Origin of the sequence: Pseudonocardia sp. (assembly GCF_035305885.1) — a bacterium.
Classification (GTDB): Bacteria; Actinomycetota; Actinomycetes; order Mycobacteriales; family Pseudonocardiaceae; genus Pseudonocardia.
Window position 1 is genome coordinate 34,366 of record NZ_DATGOP010000128.1, and the last position, 17,148, is coordinate 51,513.

General features: G+C 75.2%; 17 protein-coding genes. 10 read left to right on the forward strand and 7 right to left on the reverse strand.

What is annotated here, in order from left to right:
• The first annotated feature begins 15 nt into the window (after positions 1-15).
• The 5 genes from trpC to VKZ81_RS29115 all read left to right on the forward strand — a co-directional run bounded on the left by trpC (position 16) and on the right by VKZ81_RS29115 (position 4,691).
• Complete coding sequence (trpC, locus tag VKZ81_RS29095) at positions 16-840, forward strand: indole-3-glycerol phosphate synthase TrpC (protein WP_324244921.1); 825 nt, start codon at positions 16-18, stop codon at positions 838-840.
• Entirely contained in the window at positions 837-2,144 is a 1,308-nt protein-coding gene (gene trpB / locus VKZ81_RS29100) for a tryptophan synthase subunit beta (RefSeq protein ID WP_324244922.1), read from the forward strand. Before trpC ends, trpB begins: the two co-directional genes overlap by 4 nt.
• Positions 2,141-2,935, forward strand: coding sequence for a tryptophan synthase subunit alpha (trpA, locus tag VKZ81_RS29105; protein ID WP_324244923.1), 795 nt, complete (start codon positions 2,141-2,143; stop codon positions 2,933-2,935). Before trpB ends, trpA begins: the two co-directional genes overlap by 4 nt.
• A 92-nt stretch (positions 2,936-3,027) precedes the next feature.
• Positions 3,028-4,062 carry a prolipoprotein diacylglyceryl transferase gene (gene lgt / locus VKZ81_RS29110; protein WP_324244924.1) on the forward strand — a complete coding sequence of 345 codons (1,035 nt, stop codon included), beginning with the start codon at positions 3,028-3,030 and terminating at the stop codon, positions 4,060-4,062.
• Positions 4,059-4,691 carry a DUF2461 domain-containing protein gene (locus VKZ81_RS29115; protein WP_324244925.1) on the forward strand — a complete coding sequence of 211 codons (633 nt, stop codon included), beginning with the start codon at positions 4,059-4,061 and terminating at the stop codon, positions 4,689-4,691. Before lgt ends, VKZ81_RS29115 begins: the two co-directional genes overlap by 4 nt.
• A 3-nt stretch (positions 4,692-4,694) precedes the next feature.
• Here the strand turns inward: VKZ81_RS29115 and VKZ81_RS29120 are convergent, their stop codons facing one another.
• The 4 genes from VKZ81_RS29120 to VKZ81_RS29135 form a co-directional block, all read right to left on the reverse strand.
• Positions 4,695-6,782 (reverse strand): protein kinase domain-containing protein, encoded by a 2,088-nt coding sequence (locus VKZ81_RS29120; protein WP_324244926.1) that lies wholly within the window; start codon positions 6,780-6,782, stop codon positions 4,695-4,697.
• A 12-nt stretch (positions 6,783-6,794) separates the two neighbouring features.
• On the reverse strand, positions 6,795-7,451 hold the full coding sequence (locus tag VKZ81_RS29125) for a PQQ-binding-like beta-propeller repeat protein (protein ID WP_324245093.1): 657 nt from the start codon (positions 7,449-7,451) through the stop codon (positions 6,795-6,797).
• Positions 7,372-8,931 carry a serine/threonine-protein kinase gene (locus tag VKZ81_RS29130; protein WP_324244927.1) on the reverse strand — a complete coding sequence of 520 codons (1,560 nt, stop codon included), beginning with the start codon at positions 8,929-8,931 and terminating at the stop codon, positions 7,372-7,374. Before VKZ81_RS29130 ends, VKZ81_RS29125 begins: the two co-directional genes overlap by 80 nt.
• 72 nt (positions 8,932-9,003) lie before the next feature.
• Positions 9,004-9,465 carry a DnaJ family domain-containing protein gene (locus tag VKZ81_RS29135; RefSeq protein WP_324244928.1) on the reverse strand — a complete coding sequence of 154 codons (462 nt, stop codon included), beginning with the start codon at positions 9,463-9,465 and terminating at the stop codon, positions 9,004-9,006.
• 54 nt (positions 9,466-9,519) lie between these two features.
• Here VKZ81_RS29135 and VKZ81_RS29140 point away from each other — a divergent pair, with 54 nt between their 5' ends.
• Positions 9,520-9,882 (forward strand): cupin domain-containing protein, encoded by a 363-nt coding sequence (locus VKZ81_RS29140; protein ID WP_324244929.1) that lies wholly within the window; start codon positions 9,520-9,522, stop codon positions 9,880-9,882.
• Here the strand turns inward: VKZ81_RS29140 and VKZ81_RS29145 are convergent, their stop codons facing one another.
• Positions 9,883-10,668, reverse strand: a complete 786-nt coding sequence (locus VKZ81_RS29145; protein WP_324244930.1) for a putative protein N(5)-glutamine methyltransferase — start codon at positions 10,666-10,668, stop codon at positions 9,883-9,885.
• Between the two features lie 61 nt (positions 10,669-10,729).
• Between VKZ81_RS29145 and VKZ81_RS29150 the strand changes: the two genes are divergently transcribed.
• Together VKZ81_RS29150 and VKZ81_RS29155 are read left to right on the forward strand one after the other, a co-directional pair.
• The gene (locus VKZ81_RS29150; protein WP_324244931.1) at positions 10,730-11,479 is read left to right on the forward strand and encodes an FkbM family methyltransferase; all 750 of its coding nucleotides are present in this window, start codon (positions 10,730-10,732) and stop codon (positions 11,477-11,479) included.
• A 100-nt stretch (positions 11,480-11,579) separates the two neighbouring features.
• Entirely contained in the window at positions 11,580-11,948 is a 369-nt protein-coding gene (locus tag VKZ81_RS29155) for an STAS domain-containing protein (RefSeq protein WP_324244932.1), read from the forward strand.
• Positions 11,949-11,951: 3 nt separating this feature from the next.
• Here VKZ81_RS29155 and VKZ81_RS29160 read toward each other — a convergent pair whose 3' ends face one another.
• Entirely contained in the window at positions 11,952-13,301 is a 1,350-nt protein-coding gene (locus tag VKZ81_RS29160; protein WP_324244933.1) for an MFS transporter, read from the reverse strand.
• Positions 13,302-13,672: 371 nt separating this feature from the next.
• On the opposite strand from VKZ81_RS29160, the gene VKZ81_RS29165 reads away from it, so the two are divergent.
• Both VKZ81_RS29165 and VKZ81_RS29170 read left to right on the forward strand, forming a co-directional pair.
• Entirely contained in the window at positions 13,673-14,734 is a 1,062-nt protein-coding gene (locus tag VKZ81_RS29165) for an ABC transporter substrate-binding protein (protein WP_324244934.1), read from the forward strand.
• A gap of 202 nt (positions 14,735-14,936) precedes the next feature.
• Positions 14,937-16,040 (forward strand): zinc-dependent alcohol dehydrogenase, encoded by a 1,104-nt coding sequence (locus tag VKZ81_RS29170; RefSeq protein WP_324244935.1) that lies wholly within the window; start codon positions 14,937-14,939, stop codon positions 16,038-16,040.
• Here VKZ81_RS29170 and VKZ81_RS29175 read toward each other — a convergent pair.
• On the reverse strand, positions 16,027-17,139 hold the full coding sequence (locus VKZ81_RS29175; RefSeq protein ID WP_324244936.1) for an MSMEG_0565 family glycosyltransferase: 1,113 nt from the start codon (positions 17,137-17,139) through the stop codon (positions 16,027-16,029). The two genes, VKZ81_RS29170 and VKZ81_RS29175, sit on opposite strands and share 14 nt — an antisense overlap.
• Between the last annotated feature and the right edge of the window lie 9 nt (positions 17,140-17,148).

Genomic DNA, 17,148 nt, shown 5'->3' on the forward strand with positions numbered 1-17,148 from the left:
AGGGGGACAGCTGCCATGACGAACGGCGGAGCGAGTGTCCTCGATTCCATCGTCGCCGGTGTCAGGGCCGATCTCGCCGCGCGTGAGGCGGAGGTCGACTTCGCGGAGATCAAGCGGCGGGCGGCGGCGGCCCCACCCCCGCGGGACGTGATGGCCGCGCTGCGCGCCCCGGGCATCGGCGTGATCGCCGAGGTGAAGCGGCGCAGCCCGTCCAAGGGCGAGCTGGCCGAGATCCCCGATCCGGCGGAGCTGGCCGCCACGTACGCCGAGAACGGCGCGCGCGTGATCAGCGTGCTCACCGAGGGCCGTCGCTTCGGCGGGTCGCTGGCCGACCTGGCCGCGGTCCGCGCGGTGGTGGACGTCCCGGTGCTGCGCAAGGACTTCATCGTCAGCCCCTACCAGGTGCACGAGGCCAGGGCCTACGGCGCGGACCTGGTGCTGCTGATCGTCGCCGCGCTGGAGCAGAACGCGCTGGACGCCCTGCTCGACCGCGTCGAGTCGCTCGGGATGACCGCGCTCGTCGAGGTGCACACCGAGGAGGAGGCCGACCGCGCCCTGGAGGCGGGCGCCAAGGTCATCGGGGTCAACGCCCGCAACCTGCACACGCTCGAGGTCGACCGCACGATCTTCGGGCGGATCGCCCCCGGCCTGCCCACCGACGTGATGCGGGTGGCCGAGTCGGGCGTGCGCGGACCGGGCGACCTGCTCACCTACGCCGGGTGGGGCGCCGACGCGGTGCTGGTCGGCGAGGGCCTCGTCACCAGCGGCGACCCGGGCGGGGCCGTCCGGAGCCTGGTGGCTGCGGGCTTCCACCCGTCGTGTTCCAGAATGGTTCGGTGAGCACGCACAGCAAGCCGAGCGACGGGGTCGCGCACCCGTCCGACCACGACCCGGACGAGCGCGGCCACTTCGGGCGCTACGGGGGCCGGTTCGTCCCCGAGGCGCTGATCGCCGCGCTCGACGAGCTCAGCACCGCTTACGAGAAGGCCCGCGGCGACCGCGACTTCCTCGACGAGCTCGACCGGCTGCACCGCGACTACACCGGCCGGCCGTCCCCGCTGACCGACGTGCCGAAGCTGTCCGAGCACGCGGGCGGGGCCCGGATCCTGCTCAAGCGCGAGGACCTCAACCACACCGGCTCCCACAAGATCAACAACGTGCTGGGCCAGGCGCTGCTCACCAAGCGCATGGGCAAGAAGCGCGTGATCGCCGAGACCGGCGCGGGCCAGCACGGCGTCGCCACCGCCACCGCGTGCGCCCTGCTCGGCCTGGAGTGCGTCGTGTACATGGGCGAGGTCGACACCGAGCGGCAGGCCCTCAACGTCGCCCGGATGCGGCTGCTCGGCGCGAAGGTGGTGCCGGTGAAGACCGGCTCGCGCACCCTCAAGGACGCGATCAACGAGGCGCTGCGCGACTGGGTCACCAACGTCGACGACACGCACTACCTGCTCGGCACGGCCGCGGGCCCGCACCCGTTCCCGACGATCGTGCGCGACCTGCACCGCATCATCGGCCTCGAGGCGCGCGAGCAGGTCCTGGATCGGGTCGGGCGGCTGCCGGACGCGGTGGCCGCCTGCGTCGGTGGCGGCTCCAACGCGATCGGGATCTTCCACGCCTTCATCGACGACCCCGGCGTGCGCCTGGTCGGGTTCGAGCCGGGCGGCGACGGCGTCGCGACCGGGCGGCACGGGGCCACCCTGACCGCCGGCTCGCCCGGCGCCCTGCACGGGGCGCTGTCCTACCTGCTGCAGGACGAGGACGGGCAGACCATCGAGTCGTACTCGATCTCGGCCGGGCTCGACTACCCCGGCGTCGGGCCGGAACACGCCCGGCTCAAGGACGCGGGCCGGGCCGAGTACCGCCCCATCACCGACGCCGAGGCGATGGAGGCGTTCGCGCTGCTGTCGCGGTCGGAGGGGATCATCCCGGCGATCGAGTCGGCGCACGCCGTCGCGGGCGCGCTGCAGCTCGGCCGCGAGCTCGGACCGGACGCGGTGATCCTCGTGAACCTGTCGGGGCGCGGGGACAAGGACGTGGACACGGCGGCCAAGTGGTTCGGCATGATCTCCGACGACGAGAGCGCCGAGGACGCCAGCGGCACCGCGATCGCCGAAGCCAGCCTGACGGAGGGGCCGCCCCGATGAGCGACGTCGAGAAGATCTTCACCGCGGCGCGGGCGGAGGGCAGGGGCGCCCTCGTCGGCTACCTCCCCGCCGGCTACCCCACGGTCGAGCGCTCGGTCGAGCTGCTCACCGCGATGGTCGAGGGCGGCTGCGACCTGCTCGAGGTCGGCATCCCCTACTCGGACCCGGTGATGGACGGGCCGACGATCCAGGCCGCCGCCGACACCGCGCTGCGGGACGGCTTCCGGCTCCGGGACGTGTTCTCGGTCGTCGAGCGGGTCACCGCGGCGGGCGGCCGGGCCGTGGTGATGACCTACTACAACCCGGTGCTGCGCTACGGCGTCGACGCGTTCGCCCGCGACCTCGCCGGCGCGGGCGGGCTCGGGGTGATCACCCCCGATCTGATCCCCGACGAGGCCGAGGAGTGGCTCGCCGCCTCCGACGCGCACGGCCTCGACCGGATCTTCCTGGTCGCACCGTCCTCCACCGAGGAGCGGATCGCCTCGACCGCCGCCGCCACCCGCGGGTTCCTCTACGCCACGTCCACGATGGGCGTCACCGGTGCCCGCGACGCGGTCGCGAGCGCGGCGCCCGCGCTGGTGGCGCGGTGCCGGACGCACACGTCGCTGCCGGTCGCGGTCGGCCTGGGCGTCAAGTCGGCCGCCCAGGCCGCCGAGGTCGCGGGCTTCGCCGACGGTGTGGTCGTCGGCTCGGCGTTCGTCACGGCCGCGGAGAACGGCGGCGCCCACGGCGTGCGCGCGCTGGCGCAGGAGCTGGCGGGCGGCGTCCGCAGCGCCCCGCAACCCGCCTGACCCGCGGGCGCAGCGGGACGCGGCCGGGTGATCGTGTCGCCCGCGCCCCGACCGGTCCTCTCGCGGACGGCCCGTGGCGCTACCGTGGCGGCGTGAGTCCTGCCGTCGTCACCCTGCTGGCGAACATCCCGAGTCCCGACCGCGGCGTCTGGATGCTCGGACCGATCCCGATCCGGGCCTACGCGCTGTGCATCATCGCCGGGATCGTCGTCGCGGTTCTCTGGGGCGAGCGGCGGTTCGTGGCGCGCGGCGGGGAGCAGGGCGTCGTCACCGACGTCGCCGTGTTCGCGGTGCCGTTCGGCCTGGTCGGCGGCCGGCTCTACCACGTGATCACCGACTGGCGCACCTACTTCGGCCCGGGCGGCGACCCGCTGGGCGCCCTGCGGATCTGGGAGGGCGGCCTCGGGATCTGGGGCGCCATCGCGCTCGGCGCGCTCGGGGCCTGGATCGGCTGCAGGCGCCGCGGTGTGCCGCTGGGCTTCTTCGCCGACGCGGTGGCGCCGGGCATCGTCGCCGCCCAGGCCATCGGGCGGCTGGGCAACTGGTTCAACCAGGAGCTCTACGGCGCGCCCACCACGCTGCCGTGGGGGCTGGAGATCTACGAGCGGATCGACCCCGCCACCGGCCTCCCCGACGCCCTCGGCGGCGTCGCGGTCGACCACACGCCCGTGCAGGTCGTGCACCCGACGTTCCTCTACGAGCTGCTGTGGAACCTCGCGGTGGCCGGGCTCGTGGTGTGGGCCGACCGCCGGTTCCGGCTGGGCCACGGGCGCGCGTTCGCCGTCTACGTCGCGGGCTACACCGCGGGGCGGTTCTTCATCGAGCAGATGCGCACCGACCACGCCACCCGGGTGTTCGGCGACATCCGGATCAACGTGGTGGTCGCCGCGGTCGTGTTCGCGGCGGCGGTGCTCTACATCGCGCTCGTCCGCAAGCCGCGGGAGGTCCTCGGCGCCCCGCCCGGCGCCGCCGAACCCGCGGGAGCCGCGAAGGCGGACGCCGACCCCGACGGGAGCAGCGCCGACCGGGGCAGCGCCGACGGGGGCACAGCGGACGGCGCCACCGACCCGGGCGACGGGGCGGCATCCGACAAGGACGCAGCCGAGGTGGGGGATTGCGCACCATGAGCTTCACGGGTTTCGGGGAGGGAGCCGTCGAGTTCTACGACGGGCTCGCCGCCGACAACTCGAAGGCCTACTGGACCGACAACCGGCACGTGTACGAGGCGGACGTCCGCGGCCCGATGCAGGCGCTGCTCGCCGACCTCGAACCCGAGTTCGGGCCCGGCAAGATCTTCCGGCCGTACCGCGACGTCCGGTTCTCCCGCGACAAGACCCCGTACAAGAACCACTGCGGCGCGATCGTCGGCCCGTTCTACGTGCAGATCGGCTCCGACGGGCTGCTGGTCGCGGGCGGGTACTACCGGATGGCGCCCGACCAGCTCACCCGCTACCGCACCGCGGTGGCCGACGACCGTCGCGGCGGCGACCTGGAGAAGCGCATCGCGGCGCTCGCCGGGCTGACGCTCGCCGGGGAGACGCTCAAGACCCGCCCCAAGGGCTTCCCCGCGGACCACCCGCGCATCGACCTGCTCCGGCACAAGGGCATCTACGCCTACCGCACCTGGGAGCCCGACGACGTGCTGCACGAGCCGGGCACCCTGGAACGGGTGGCGAGCACCTGGCGCGAGCTGCGGCCCCTCACCGAGTGGCTCGACGACCACGTCGGGCCGAGCGAGCAGCCGCGGCGCCGGTAGCCGTCACCCGACGGCCACGACCTCCCCGGGCCCCGTGCCGTACCCCGAACCGGCCGCGCCGAGCACCACGGTGTCCCCGACGAGCGCGATGGTGGCGGTGTAGCCGGTGTCGAGGGCGAGGTCGACGCTGAAGCGCTCCTCCCCGGTGTCCGTGGCGTGGGCGAAGAGCGTGAACGTGCCCGGGTCGAACCGGCCGATGCGGACGCCGCCGACGTAGCAGGTGTTGCCCGAGACCACGGGCGGGGTGCCGTACACCGCGGTGGTCAGCAGCGCGCCGCGGGGAAGCTCCCACCGGGGCTCCCCGGTCCGCGCGTCGAGCGCGGAGAGGCCGACGCCGTGGCCGCCGTCGACGTAGACGGTGCCCTCGTGGACCACGGGCTCGCCGTAGCGGTCCGCCACGGTGCGGCGCCACAGCTCCCGCCCGCTCGCCGCCTCGTAGGCGACGAGGGTGGAGTGCGCGGTGGGGGCGCCGCCCGTGGCGTACACGACCGAGCCTTCGGCGACGACGGAGACCAGGTCGGGTACGGGCCGCTCCCACAGTATGGTGCCGTTCGCCGCATCGAGCGTGCGCAGCGCGTGGCTCAGGCCGACGTGCGCGCGCCCGCCCGCCGCGGCCCCGGGGTTGCCGAGGGCGAACACCATCCCGAGGGGGCCGTCGACGGGGGAGTGCCACCGCACCTCGCCGGTGACCGCGTCGAAGGCGGTGACGCGGCGGTCGGCCGCGTCGTCGAGGGTTTCGGCGAGCACGATCCCCGACCCCGCCGCGACCAGGTTCCCCCTCGCCTCCCAGCGCAGCGCACCGGCGGCGTCGAGCGCGTACACGAAGGAGCCGTCGTCGACGACGGCGCCGTCGCCCGCCTCGGTGATCCGACGCGCCCCCGCGCGCAGCGCGTACGTCCAGCGGGCCTGGCCGGTGCCGACGTCGACCGCGTGCACCGCGGCGTCCGCGCCCGCGGCGAGGACGACACCGGCGCCTGCGGCGAGGCCGCGCACCGCCCCGCGGGTGGCGTACCTCCAGCGCGTTCGGGCCGGCCCGGGCGGCGGGGCGGGGGTCGCCGGGGCGGGACCGGAGCGCGCACCGCCGGCCGCGATCAGGCCGGCCCCGCTGACCGCGGCGGCTCCCAGCACCGCGCCGATCCCGGCGAGCAACCCGCGCCGCGACACCCCGCGGGCGGGCGGCGGCGGGACGGGGAACGTGGCCGGGTCGGGCAGGAGCGCGGCCACGGCGGCGGGAGCCAGCCGGGCCCGAACGGGGCGGGCGGGAGGCGATCGGCGAGCTGCGCCGCGGTCGGCCGGGCGGCGGGGTCGCGGCGCAGGCACTCGGCGGGCGAGGTCGCGGACCGGCCCGGTGAGCGCGCCGAGCGCGGGCTCCGCGGTGCGGATCCGGCGCAGCAGCGTGACCGGGCTCCCCTCGCCGAACGGCCCGGTCCCGGTCGCCGCCCACACGAGCAGCGAGGCGAGCGAGAACACGTCCGACGCGGTGGACGGGGTGGCGCCCTCGACCTGCTCCGGCGACATGAACGCGGGCGTGCCGACGGTCATGCCGGTTCGGGTCATGCGGGTGCCGTCGAGGGCGGCCGCGATCCCGAAGTCGATCAGCTTCGCCCGGTCGGCGGTGAGCAGCACGTTCGCGGGCTTCACGTCCCGGTGCACGATGCCCGCCTCGTGGATCGCCGCGAGCGCTCGGGCCAGGTGCGCGGCGAGCGCGGCCACCGCGGGTGGCGGCAGCGGCCCCGCCGCGGTGATCGCCAGGTGCAGCGGGATGCCCGGGACGTACTCGGTCGCGAGCCACGGCGCGGCCGCGTCCGGGTCGGCGCCCACGACGGCGGCCGTCCACACGCTGCGCACCCGCCGCCCGGCCGCCACCTCCCGCTCGAGCCGGGTGCGGAACTCGGGGTCGGTGGCGAGGGCGGGGTGCACGACCTTCACGGCGACGAGGCCGGAGGGCCCGGTGGCGAGGTAGACCTGGCCCATGCCGCCCGCGCCGAGCACACCGAGCACCCGGTAGGGGCCGATGGTGCGGGGGTCGTCGGGGTGCGGGGCCGACACGGCAGCGGGAGCGGCGGGCGCGGTGCTCGAGAGGACCGTCATCCCGTCCCTCCTTCACTCCGGACGGATGGCCGAGATCCGGCCGTCGAACCCGCCGGTGAAGGCGACCCGGTCGGCCGCCGTGATCACCTCGACCGAGCCGGCCCCCGGCGGCGGGTCGTAGACCCACCGCCGGGTCCCGGTCGCGACCTCGAACGCGTAGACGCGGCCGAGCCCGTCGCCGGTGTAGACGAGGCCGCCGGTCGAGTCGCGGACAGCGAACGGCGGGACGGTGGCCGTGCCGCCGCCCTTCGTCCGGTCCGGCAGCGACCAGCGCAGCCTCCCGTCGGTGATCTCGTACGCGTGCAGCTGCTCGTCGCGGCCGCGCACGATCACCGCGTCGTCGACCACCACCGGCCGGTCGGGTTCCGCGCCCGGGAACTCCCCGCCGCCGACCCGCGCCCGCCAGCGGACCGCGCCGGTCGGTGCGTCGAGCGCGACCACGTCGCCGACGTTGACGGTGAGGAACGCGATGCCGTGGGCGACGCCGAGCTCGGTGGCGTTGACGCCCTCGGGCTCGTGGCGCCACACCAGCTCGCCGGTGTCGGCGCGCAGCGCGTCCACGCCGGAGCCGTTGCTGACCAGCACACGGTCACCGTCGATCTCCGGCGACGAGGCGAAGTTGCCGTCGACGTCGTGGCTCCAGCGGGTGTCCCCGGTGGCCGGGTCCAGCGAGTAGAGGGTCGGGCCGTGGGTGAAAGTAGGCGACGCCGGGCCCCGCCATCACCTCGAGCCCGACGAGCGACTGGTAGCCCTCCGTCAGGCGCGACACGCGGCGCCAGCGTTCCCGCCCGCTGGCGGCGTCGAGGGCGATCGCGGCGCCGTTGGTGGCGACGTACACCGTGCCGTCGGCGACGGCGAGCCGCACCCGGGACGGGTCGAACCCGACGCCGCCGGGTGGCGCGGTGTACGCCCAGCGCCTCCGGCCGCTGGCCGCGTCGAGCGCGACGACGGTGCCGTCGCCGCCCGCGTAGACGGTGCGCCCGTCGGTGAGCAGCGCGCTGGTGCTGCTGGGCGGGCCCTGCGCGGTCCAGGCCACCGCCCCGGTGCCCGTTCGTGTGGGTGCGGCGGCGGTCGTGGGGGCCGGCGGGGCCGCGGTCGTGGGCCGCGGGACGGGCGGCAGGGCCTGGACGAGGGCGGAGCGGAGGAGGGCCGTGGCGCCGGTCAACGCCGCGAGCCCGAGCACGCCCGCGGTCCCGACGAGGAGCGCGCGCCTGCCGACGGGCCGGCTCCCGCGGGCCGGGGAGCGGCTCCACCCGCCCGCGACCACGGTGGGGACGTCCGGGGGTGGGGGCAGCAGCGCCGCCACCGCGGGCGGGAGCCACGTGCCGGCGGGCGCCCCGGGTGGCGGCGGCACCGGGCCGAGGGAGGCGGCGAGCGCCGCCGCGGTGGGGCGGGCGTCGGGGTCCTTGGCCAGGCACGCTTCGACCACGCCGCGCAGCGGGCCGGCCAGCCCGGTGAGGTCGGGCTCCTCGTCGACGATGCGCCGCAGCTGCACGAAGGGGTTCGCGTCGCCGAACGGGCCGCGCCCGAGCGCGGCGAAGGCGAGCACCGCCCCGAGGGAGAACACGTCCGACGCCGGGCCGGTCTCGGCCCCGTCGGCCTGCTCGGGGGACATGAACGCGGGCGTGCCGACCAGCGCGCCGGCCGCGCTCAGCTGGGCGGTGTCGGTGGCGCGCGAGATCCCCATGTCGATCAGGCGCGGGCCGTCCCCGGCGAGCAGCACGTTCGCCGGCGTCACGTCGCGGTGCACGAGGCCCGCCGCGTGGACGGCGGCGAGCGCCGCGGCGAGCTCGGCCGCGAGGACGTGCACCGACGGCGGCGGCAGCGGGCCCGCCTCGGCCACCGCCCGGTCGAGTGCAACCCCGTGCACGTACTCGGTGGCGAGCCACGGCACGGGCGCGTCGGGGTCGGCGGCCAGCACGGCGGCCGTCCCCCGGCTGCGCACGCGCATGCTCAGCGCGACCTCGCGGCGGAACCGGTCCCGGAAGGCGGGGTCGGAGGCGAACCGCCGGTGGACCACCTTGACCGCGGCGAGCTCGCGGTACGGCCCGACCCCGAGGTAGACCCGGCCCATCCCACCGACCCCGAGCCCGGCCAGGATCCGGAACGGGCCCACCTGGCCCGGGTCGTCGGTCCCCAAGCGCAACACGGTCGTCCTCCTGCCGCTCGATCTCGTCGATCGGGACGACCGGCGGGAGGCCCGTCCGGTTGGGGTGGCGCGCTACCTGCGGCGCCACCAGCGCCGGCGTGCGCGCGGCGCGGGCGGCGGCTGTGGCGGCGGGAGCGACCGGGCCGCCCGCCACTCCCGCACGACCGCCTCCGGATCGACCTTGCGGACGGGGATGGCCGGCCCGGTCGGCGCGCGCACCCACTCCGCGATCCGCCGGTTGAGGTCGCGGACCACGTCCCGCACGGCCTCCTCGGTGGGCAGGTCACGCACCGTCTCGGGCAGCCGCTCGATCTCCCGGCGCAGCTGCAGCGGGGTGGGCAGCAGCGCCTCGGACGGCACACCCTCGCGCTCGATCCAGCCCTTGATCCACCAGTTCTCGTCGTAGGGCCCGTCCAGGCCGGGCAGCGGCTTGCCCTTGCCGGGCAGGTTCGCGAAGGCGCCGCGTTCCTCGGCCTCGCGGATCTGCTTCTCGATCACGGACTCGTAGCGCGCCCAGTACGCCTCGTTCGCCACGTCTTCCCTCCCCCAGCCGCGACGGTACCCGCGCGGGGGCGAAGAATCGCCCGCGTGCCCAGACTGATCGAGACGCCCAGCCGCATCACCGCGGCCGGCGAGCCGCCCAAGACGATCGACGAGTACGTGGGCCGGGTGAACACCGGCGAGCAGCGGCTGTCGGTGGCCCACATGCGCAGCCCGTCGGGCTGGTCGGAGCCGGGGCAGCGACCGGAGTTCGACGAGTTCACGGTCGTGCTGCGCGGCGCGCTGCGCGTGGAGCACGAGGGCGGCGAGCTCACCGTGGAAGCGGGGCAGGCCGTCCACACGGCGGCGGGGGAGTGGGTGCGCTACAGCTCACCGGGGCCCGAGGGCGCCGAGTACGTCGCCGTGTGCCTGCCCGCCTTCAGCCCGGAGACCGTGCACCGCGACGCCTGATCACCGGCTCCCGACGACCACCGTCGCGTCCAGCTCCGCGTCCCGCACCACCCGCGCGGTGAGGCCCGCGGCCGCGATCGCCGCGGCCGTGTGCGGGGCCTGGCGCTGGCTGGTCTCGATGAGCAGCCGACCGGTCGGGGCGAGCCAGCGCGGCGCCGCGGCCGCCACGCGGCGCTGGACGTCGAGCCCGTCGGGGCCGCCGTCGAGGGCGACCCGCGGCTCGTGCAGCCGGGCCTCGGGCGGCATCAGCCCCACCGCATCGGTCGGCACGTACGGCGCGTTGGCGACGAGCAGGTCCACCCGGCCGGCGAGGCGGGTGGGCAGCGGGGCGTCGAGGTCGCCCTCGTAGACGCGCCCGCCCACCGCGGCGACGTTGCGGCGTGCGCAGCGCACCGCGGCGGGGTCGACGTCGGCGGCGTGCAGCTCGACCCCGGGCACGGCGGCGGCCACGGCGACCCCCACCGCCCCGCAGCCGCAGCACAGGTCGACGACGACGGACCCCGGCCGGGCGAGCGCCGCCGCCTCCCGCGCGAGCAGCTCGGTGCGCCGCCGCGGGACGAAGACGCCCTCGGCGACCGCGAGCCGCCTGCCGGCGAACTCGACCCAGCCGAGCACGTGCTCGAGCGGCAGTCCCGCCACCCGCCGCTCGACCATCTCGGCGAGCTCGGCGGGGGTGCGGGCGGCCTCCAGCAGCAGCCGGGCCTCCTCCTCGGCGAACACGCAGCCGGCGGCCCTGAGGCGGGCGGCGATGCCGTCGATCGAGGCGGGCAGCGGGGTGGCGGTCACGGTGCGGCCCACGATAGCGCCGGCGGGCGGGGGCGCTCGGGGACCGCGGTACGGTCACCGGATGCTCGCCCGCGCATGGGGAATCGCGCGCTCGCTGGTGATCTACCACGGGCAGCCGGCCAAGCACCGCCGCGCGCTGCGGCTCTACGGTGAGTTCCTCGGCCCCGGCGACCTCGCGTTCGACATCGGCGCCCACGTCGGCGGCCGGGTGCGCACCTGGCGGCGCCTGGGCGCGCGCGTGGTCGCCGTCGAGCCCCAGCCGGACTGCCTGCGCGTGCTGCGGCTGCTGTTCGGGCGCGACCGGCAGGTGACGATCGACCCGCGCGCGGTCGGCGCGGAGCCGGGGCGTGCCCGGCTGGGCGTGTCGACCGCGACGCCGACGGTCTCGTCGATGTCGCAGGACTGGCGGGAGTCGGTGGTCGCCGACCGCAGCTTCGCGAAGGTGCGGTGGGACCGCTCCGTCGAGGTGGAGGTGACCACCCTCGACGCGCTGATCGCGGCGCACGGCGTCCCCGCGTTCTGCAAGATCGACGTCGAGGGCTTCGAGTCCGAGGTGCTCGCCGGGGTCTCCCAGCCGCTGCCGGCCCTGTCGTTCGAGTACCTGCCGCCCACGCACGACCGCGCTCTCGCCGTGCTGGAGCGGGTGCGCGAGCTCGGCGACTACCGCTTCAACTACTCGCCGGTCGAGACGATGCGGTTCGCCTCCGAGCGGTGGCTGGACGCGGGCGACCTCGTCCGGCTGCTCGACCGCGTCCGGCCGCTGGGCCGCTCCGGTGACGTCTACGCCCGCCTCGAGCCCGGGAATCGGTGATCATCGCCTCCGCCGAGCGCCGCTCGTGGGCCCCCGGAGGGGGTAAGGTCACACCTTCGGCCGACGGGAACTCAACGGCGAGCGGGGCAACCGGGGGATGGTGACGATCACGGTGGGGCGCACCGGTGCGGCCGGTGTGCTGACGGTGAGCGGCGAGATCGACTTCACCTCGGGCCCGCTCCTGCGAGCGGCGCTCGACGAGGTCATCGACGATCCCGCCGCCACGACCCTCGAGGCGGTCGTCGTCGACCTGAGCGCGGTGACGTTCCTCGGCTCGGCCGGGCTCGCGGTGCTCGTCGACGCCCACGACCACGCCACCCGCCGTGGCCTCGCGCTGCGCGTCGTGATCGACGGGCCGGGCTCGGCGGTCGCCCGTGCGTTCCAGGCGGCCGCCATCCACGAGCACCTCGACCTGCGCCACGAGCTCGGCGACGCCCTGCGGGGCGGCGACCGCCGCCCCGCCCCCTGACCGTCACCTCGTGGCGCGCAGCGGCGTGGGGCCCGCCTCGGCGATGTCGACGTCCTTGAGCTCAGGGGTGGCGGCGAACGCGATCAGCGAGACCACGCAGAGGGCGGCGACGTACCCCGCGACCACCCACGGGGCCCCGCCCGCCGCGGCGACCAGCGCGGCGGCGATGAGCGGGGTGAACCCGGCGAGCGCCGCGCCGATCTCGCGGGAGGTGGCGAAGCCGCTGTAGCGCACCCGCGCCCCGAACAGCTCCGCGTAGAACGCGGGCTGCACCGCGATCACCGGGGCCCAGCCGAGCGCCGTGGCGATCACCAGCGCGAGCACGACGAGCACCGGCTGCTGGGTCTCGAGCAGCAGGAAGAACGGCCAGATGAACACGGCCGTGAAGATCATCGAGAACAGGTTGAGCGGCTTGCGGCCGATGCGGTCCGACAGGGCCCCGTACACCGGCTGCAGGGCGATCACGACGACCCCGAAGACGATCACGCCCGTGAGCACGGTGCCGCGCGAGATGCCCAGCGTGCTGGTGGCGTAGGAGACGGTGAACGTGGCGTACAGGTAGGCGCAGGCGGTGTCGGCGATGTGGGCGCCGACGCCGATGAGCAGGTTGCGCGGGTAGCTGCGCAGCGTCTCGAGCACCGGCAGCTTGATCACCTGCTGCTCGGCGAGCATCCGCTGGAAGACCGGCGACTCCTCGACCCGCAGCCGCACGTACAGCGCCACCCCGATCATCAGGAAGCTCACCAGGAACGGGATCCGCCAGCCCCACGCCTGCAGCTGTTCGTCGTCGAGCAGGCCGACCAGGAGGAACGAGACCGTGGCGAGCACGAGGCCGACCTGCACCCCGGTCTGGGCGTACGAGCAGTAGTAGCCGCGCCGGTGCGCGGGCGCGTGCTCGGCGAGCAGGGTGGACGCGCCGCCGAACTCGGCGCCCGCGCCGAGGCCCTGCAGCACGCGCAGCAGCACGAGCAGCACGGGCGCCCAAATGCCGATCGTCCCGTAGGTCGGCAGCAGCCCGATGAAGCCCGTCGACAGGCCCATGACCAGCGTGGTCAGGATCAGCGTCGCCCGGCGCCCGATGCGGTCGCCGATGTGCCCGAACAGGATGCCGCCGAGGGGGCGGAAGACGAACCCGACGCCGAACGTGGCGAACGCGGTGATCGTGCCGATGGTCGGGTCGCTCTCCGGGAAGAAGAGCGCGTTGAACACGAGCGCCGCGGCCGTGCCGTAGATGAAGAAGTCGTACCACTCCAGGGCGGTGCCCACGAGCGCCCCGAAGACGACGCGCCGCAGCTCGCGCGGTTCGGTCGGTCCGCCGGCGCTCCCCGCAGAACCGGTGGATCGAGTCGGCATGTCGGCTCCTCGTCGAGCTTTGATTCCGCGTAGCGGAATGACATTTCCGATTCCGAACCAGACCATACGCCCGAACGGCGGATCCCGCGAGCGGACGGAGGATCTTGCCGATCGTCAGATAACAGAAGGGAGCATCGTGCGGATCTTGTCGCCCGATCTGCCGTATGTTGTCACCGGCTTGTGGTCGGCCACGGCTCCCCGCGGCCGTCGCGAGTCTCCCCCAACCTGATCGTCACCCAACGAACGCCAGAGCTTCCGCACCGACCGCACCTCCGTCCCGATCCTGCTGGCCGCGCCGCCGGGTACCCGTCGGCGGCGCGGCCCGAGCGGGCGAGCGTCACGTCGTGCGGTGGGCAGCAAAGGACTGATCCATGCGACGACCTGCAAGACGCCTCCGTACCGCCCTCACGGCCTTCACCGTTGCGGCTCTGCTCGCCGGATGCGGCGCGTTCGGCGACGCCCCGACGCAGGACGCGGGCGAGCCGAGGCCGGAGGGCCAGGCCATCCGCGTGGGCCTGCCGACCGGTGTCACGAGCTTCGCCAACTCCGACCTCGCCGTGGCGATCGAGAAGGGCTTCCTCGCCGAGGAGGGGCTGACCGTCGAGGCGCAGAACCTGCGCTCCGGCGTGTCGGTGGTGCAGGGCGTGGTGGGCGGAGCGCTGGAGATCGGCGCCGCCAGCATCGAGCCGGTGGTCAACGCCGCGGCGGGCGGCGGGGACGTGGTCATCATCGGCGCCTACACCGACAAGCTCACGGTCTCCTCCGTCGCGCCCGCCGAGGTGCAAACGCCCGCCGACCTGCGCGGCCGCCAGGTCGGCGTGCAGGAGGTCGGGGCCTTCCGCGAGGTGATGACCCGCATGGTCCTCAACTCGGTCGGCCTCACCCAGGACGACGTGGAGTACATCCCCGTCGACGCGCAGTCCTACAACGCGGCGTTGGTCGACGGGCGGATCCAGAACGCCATCCTGCAGACCGAGCAGGCCATCGCCGTGCAGCGCGACCACCCGGGCATGCACACGATCGCCGAGCTCGACACGATCGTCCCCGAGTACCACTACGGCACCTACTTCGTGTCCCGCGCGTGGCTCGAGGCCAACCAGGAAACCGCGGTCAAGTTCCTCCGGGCGATCACCCGCGCGCACCGGTTCATGTACGAGAACAAGCAGGAGACGGTGCAGATCGTCGCCCGGACCACCGAGTTCGACGAGGACGTCATCTCGCAGGCCTACGACATCCTGCTCGGTCAGAAGGGCGTGTTCCCGGTGAACACCGGGATCGACAAGGCCCGCATCAAGCAGACGATCAACCGCATGCGCGAGCTGGCCATCCTCGAGAACGAGCCGCCCGTCTACGAGGAGCTCGTCAACCCCAACCCGATCATCGCCGCGGTCGACTCGCTGGGCGTGCAGACCGGGGACGCCCGCTGGCGCTGACCCCCACCACCGGGTGCGGCCGTCGCCCCGTCTCCCGCCCGGGGCGGCGGCCGCGGCCCGACGGGGAGAAGCTGGTCACAGATCGTCGCGCCCCGGCGATCATCCTGCATGATCCTGGGCGGAATGCCGCGCCCGCCGAGCCGCGCGAGCCGGACGGTGTCGATCAGCGACCCGCGGCGAAACTGCGACCCCGAGGAGTGACATGACCGCCGACGTCCAGGCAGCCTCCCCCGCCCGGCGCCCGATCCCGGACACCATGCGCGCCGCCGTGCTGTTCGGCCCGGGGGACATGCGCGTGGTCGACAAGCCGGTGCCGCAGCCCGGCCCGCACCAGGTGCTGGTCGAGGTCGCGATGTGCGGAACCTGCGGCACCGACCTGAAGATCTTCGACGGCCACTTCCCGCAGACGCCGCCGTTCGGCGAGTTCACGCCCGGTCACGAGTGGGCGGGCACCGTGGTGGCCCTCGGCGAGTCGGTCGACGAGTTCGCCGTGGGCGACCGGGTGGCGATCGAGGTGCACGCCGGCTGCGGCCGCTGCGACAACTGCATCATCGGCAAGTACACGGCCTGCCTGAACTACGCCAAGCCCGGCAAGGGACAGCGGGCCAGCGGCATCACCGTCGACGGCGGGTTCGCCCAGTACGCCGTGCACGACGTCAAGGCGCTCTACAAGATGCCGGACAACATCTCGTTCGCCGACGCCGTGCTCGTGACGACCGCGGGTACCGGCCTCTACGGCATCGACGTGGCCGGCGGGTACATGGCGGGCCAGGACGTCGTGGTGGTCGGCCCCGGCCCGATCGGGCTCATGACCGTGCAGCTGTGCCGCCAGCTCGCCGCCCGCACCGTCACGCTGGTCGGCACGCGGGAGTCGCGGCTGGAGCTCGGCGCGCGCCTCGGCGCCACCGAGGTCATCAACGCCCGCGAGACCGACCCGGTGGCCCGGGTGCGTGAGCTGACCGGGGGCGACGGCGCCGACTGGGTGATCGAGACCTCCGGCGGCCCCGACGTGCCCGACCAGTGCATCGCGATGACCAAGCGCGCCGGGAAGATCGTCTTCGTGGCGTTCTACCCCGGCCCGGTGACGCTCGACCTGTCCGCGGCCGTGCGCAGCGACATCTCGATGTACACCTCGCGCGGCGAGGGCGGCAACAACGTCAAGCGCGCGATGGCGATGGCCGCCTCCGGCGGCCTGCGCGGGGAGGAGCTGGTCACCCACCGGTTCCCGCTGGAGGACATCGCCGAGGCGTTCCGCGTGGTGCGCGAGCGCGACGGCGACCCGATGAAGGTCGTCATCGTCCCCTGACCGCCGCGGCGCGAAGGCCCGCGTAGAGCTCCAGGTGCGCCGCCGCCGCGGCGTCCCAGGTGTGCCGCGCGGCGAGCGCCCGCCCGGCCGCCGCGCGCGCGGGGTCCGGCCGTCCCGCCGCCGCGAGCAGCTGCGCGGCGAGGTCGGCGGGCCCGGTGGCGAACGCCGCGGCGCCGTCGAACACCTCCCGCAGCACCGGCAGGTCGCGGGTCACCACCGGCACCCCGGCGGCGAGCGCCTCCATGGCGGCGAGCCCGAAGCCCTCCTTGGTGGAGGGGAAGGCCAGCACGTCGGCGGCGGCGACCAGCGGCGGCAGCTCCGCGTGGTCGACCGGGCCGAGCACCACGGGCGCGACGCCGAGCGCGGCCGCCCGCTCCTCGACGCGCGCCCGGTAGGCGCGGTAGTCGAACAGGGTCTCCCCGCCCGCGATCACGAGCGCGAGGTCCGGGCGCTCGCGGCGGAGCAGCGCCATCGCCTCGACCAGGTCCAGCGTGCCCTTGCGGGGCTCGATCCCGCCGACGGCGAGCACGTAGCGGCCGAGCCGGCGGCGCCACCGCGCCCGCGCGGTCGCGCCGTCCGGGCCCGCGGCCGCGGCGAAGCGCGCCGCGTCGACGCCGTTGGGGATGACGGTGGCGCGCCGCCCCCATCCGCGTTCGACATCGGCGGCCACCGCGGCGGACACGCACACGAGCGCTCGCGGCCGCCGGATCGCGCGGTCGTGGCAGTCGGCGAGGGCGGGCGTGGTGAACGCGTCGAGGTGGTGCACCGTGCGCACGCAGTCGGGCACGGCGTTGGCGCTGATGCAGTCCTGCGCGTGCACGACGTCGTAGGCCTCGCCGCCGTCGGCGAAGGCGGCGCCGAGCACGGCGATGGAGCGCAGGATGCGCTCGCCGACGCCCTCGCCGGGCACGTCGGGGAACGGCACCAGCCGCACGCGCACCGCGGGGTCGACGGGCCGGAAGAACGCGGCGTCGCCGCCCCGGCCGAGCGACCAGACGGTGACGTCCTGCCCGACCCGGGCCAGGGCCTCGGCGAGCGCGAGGGTGTGCACGACACCGCCGCGCGGCTTCGTCGAGTACGTCAGCAGCGCGATCCGCACCGCGCCCCC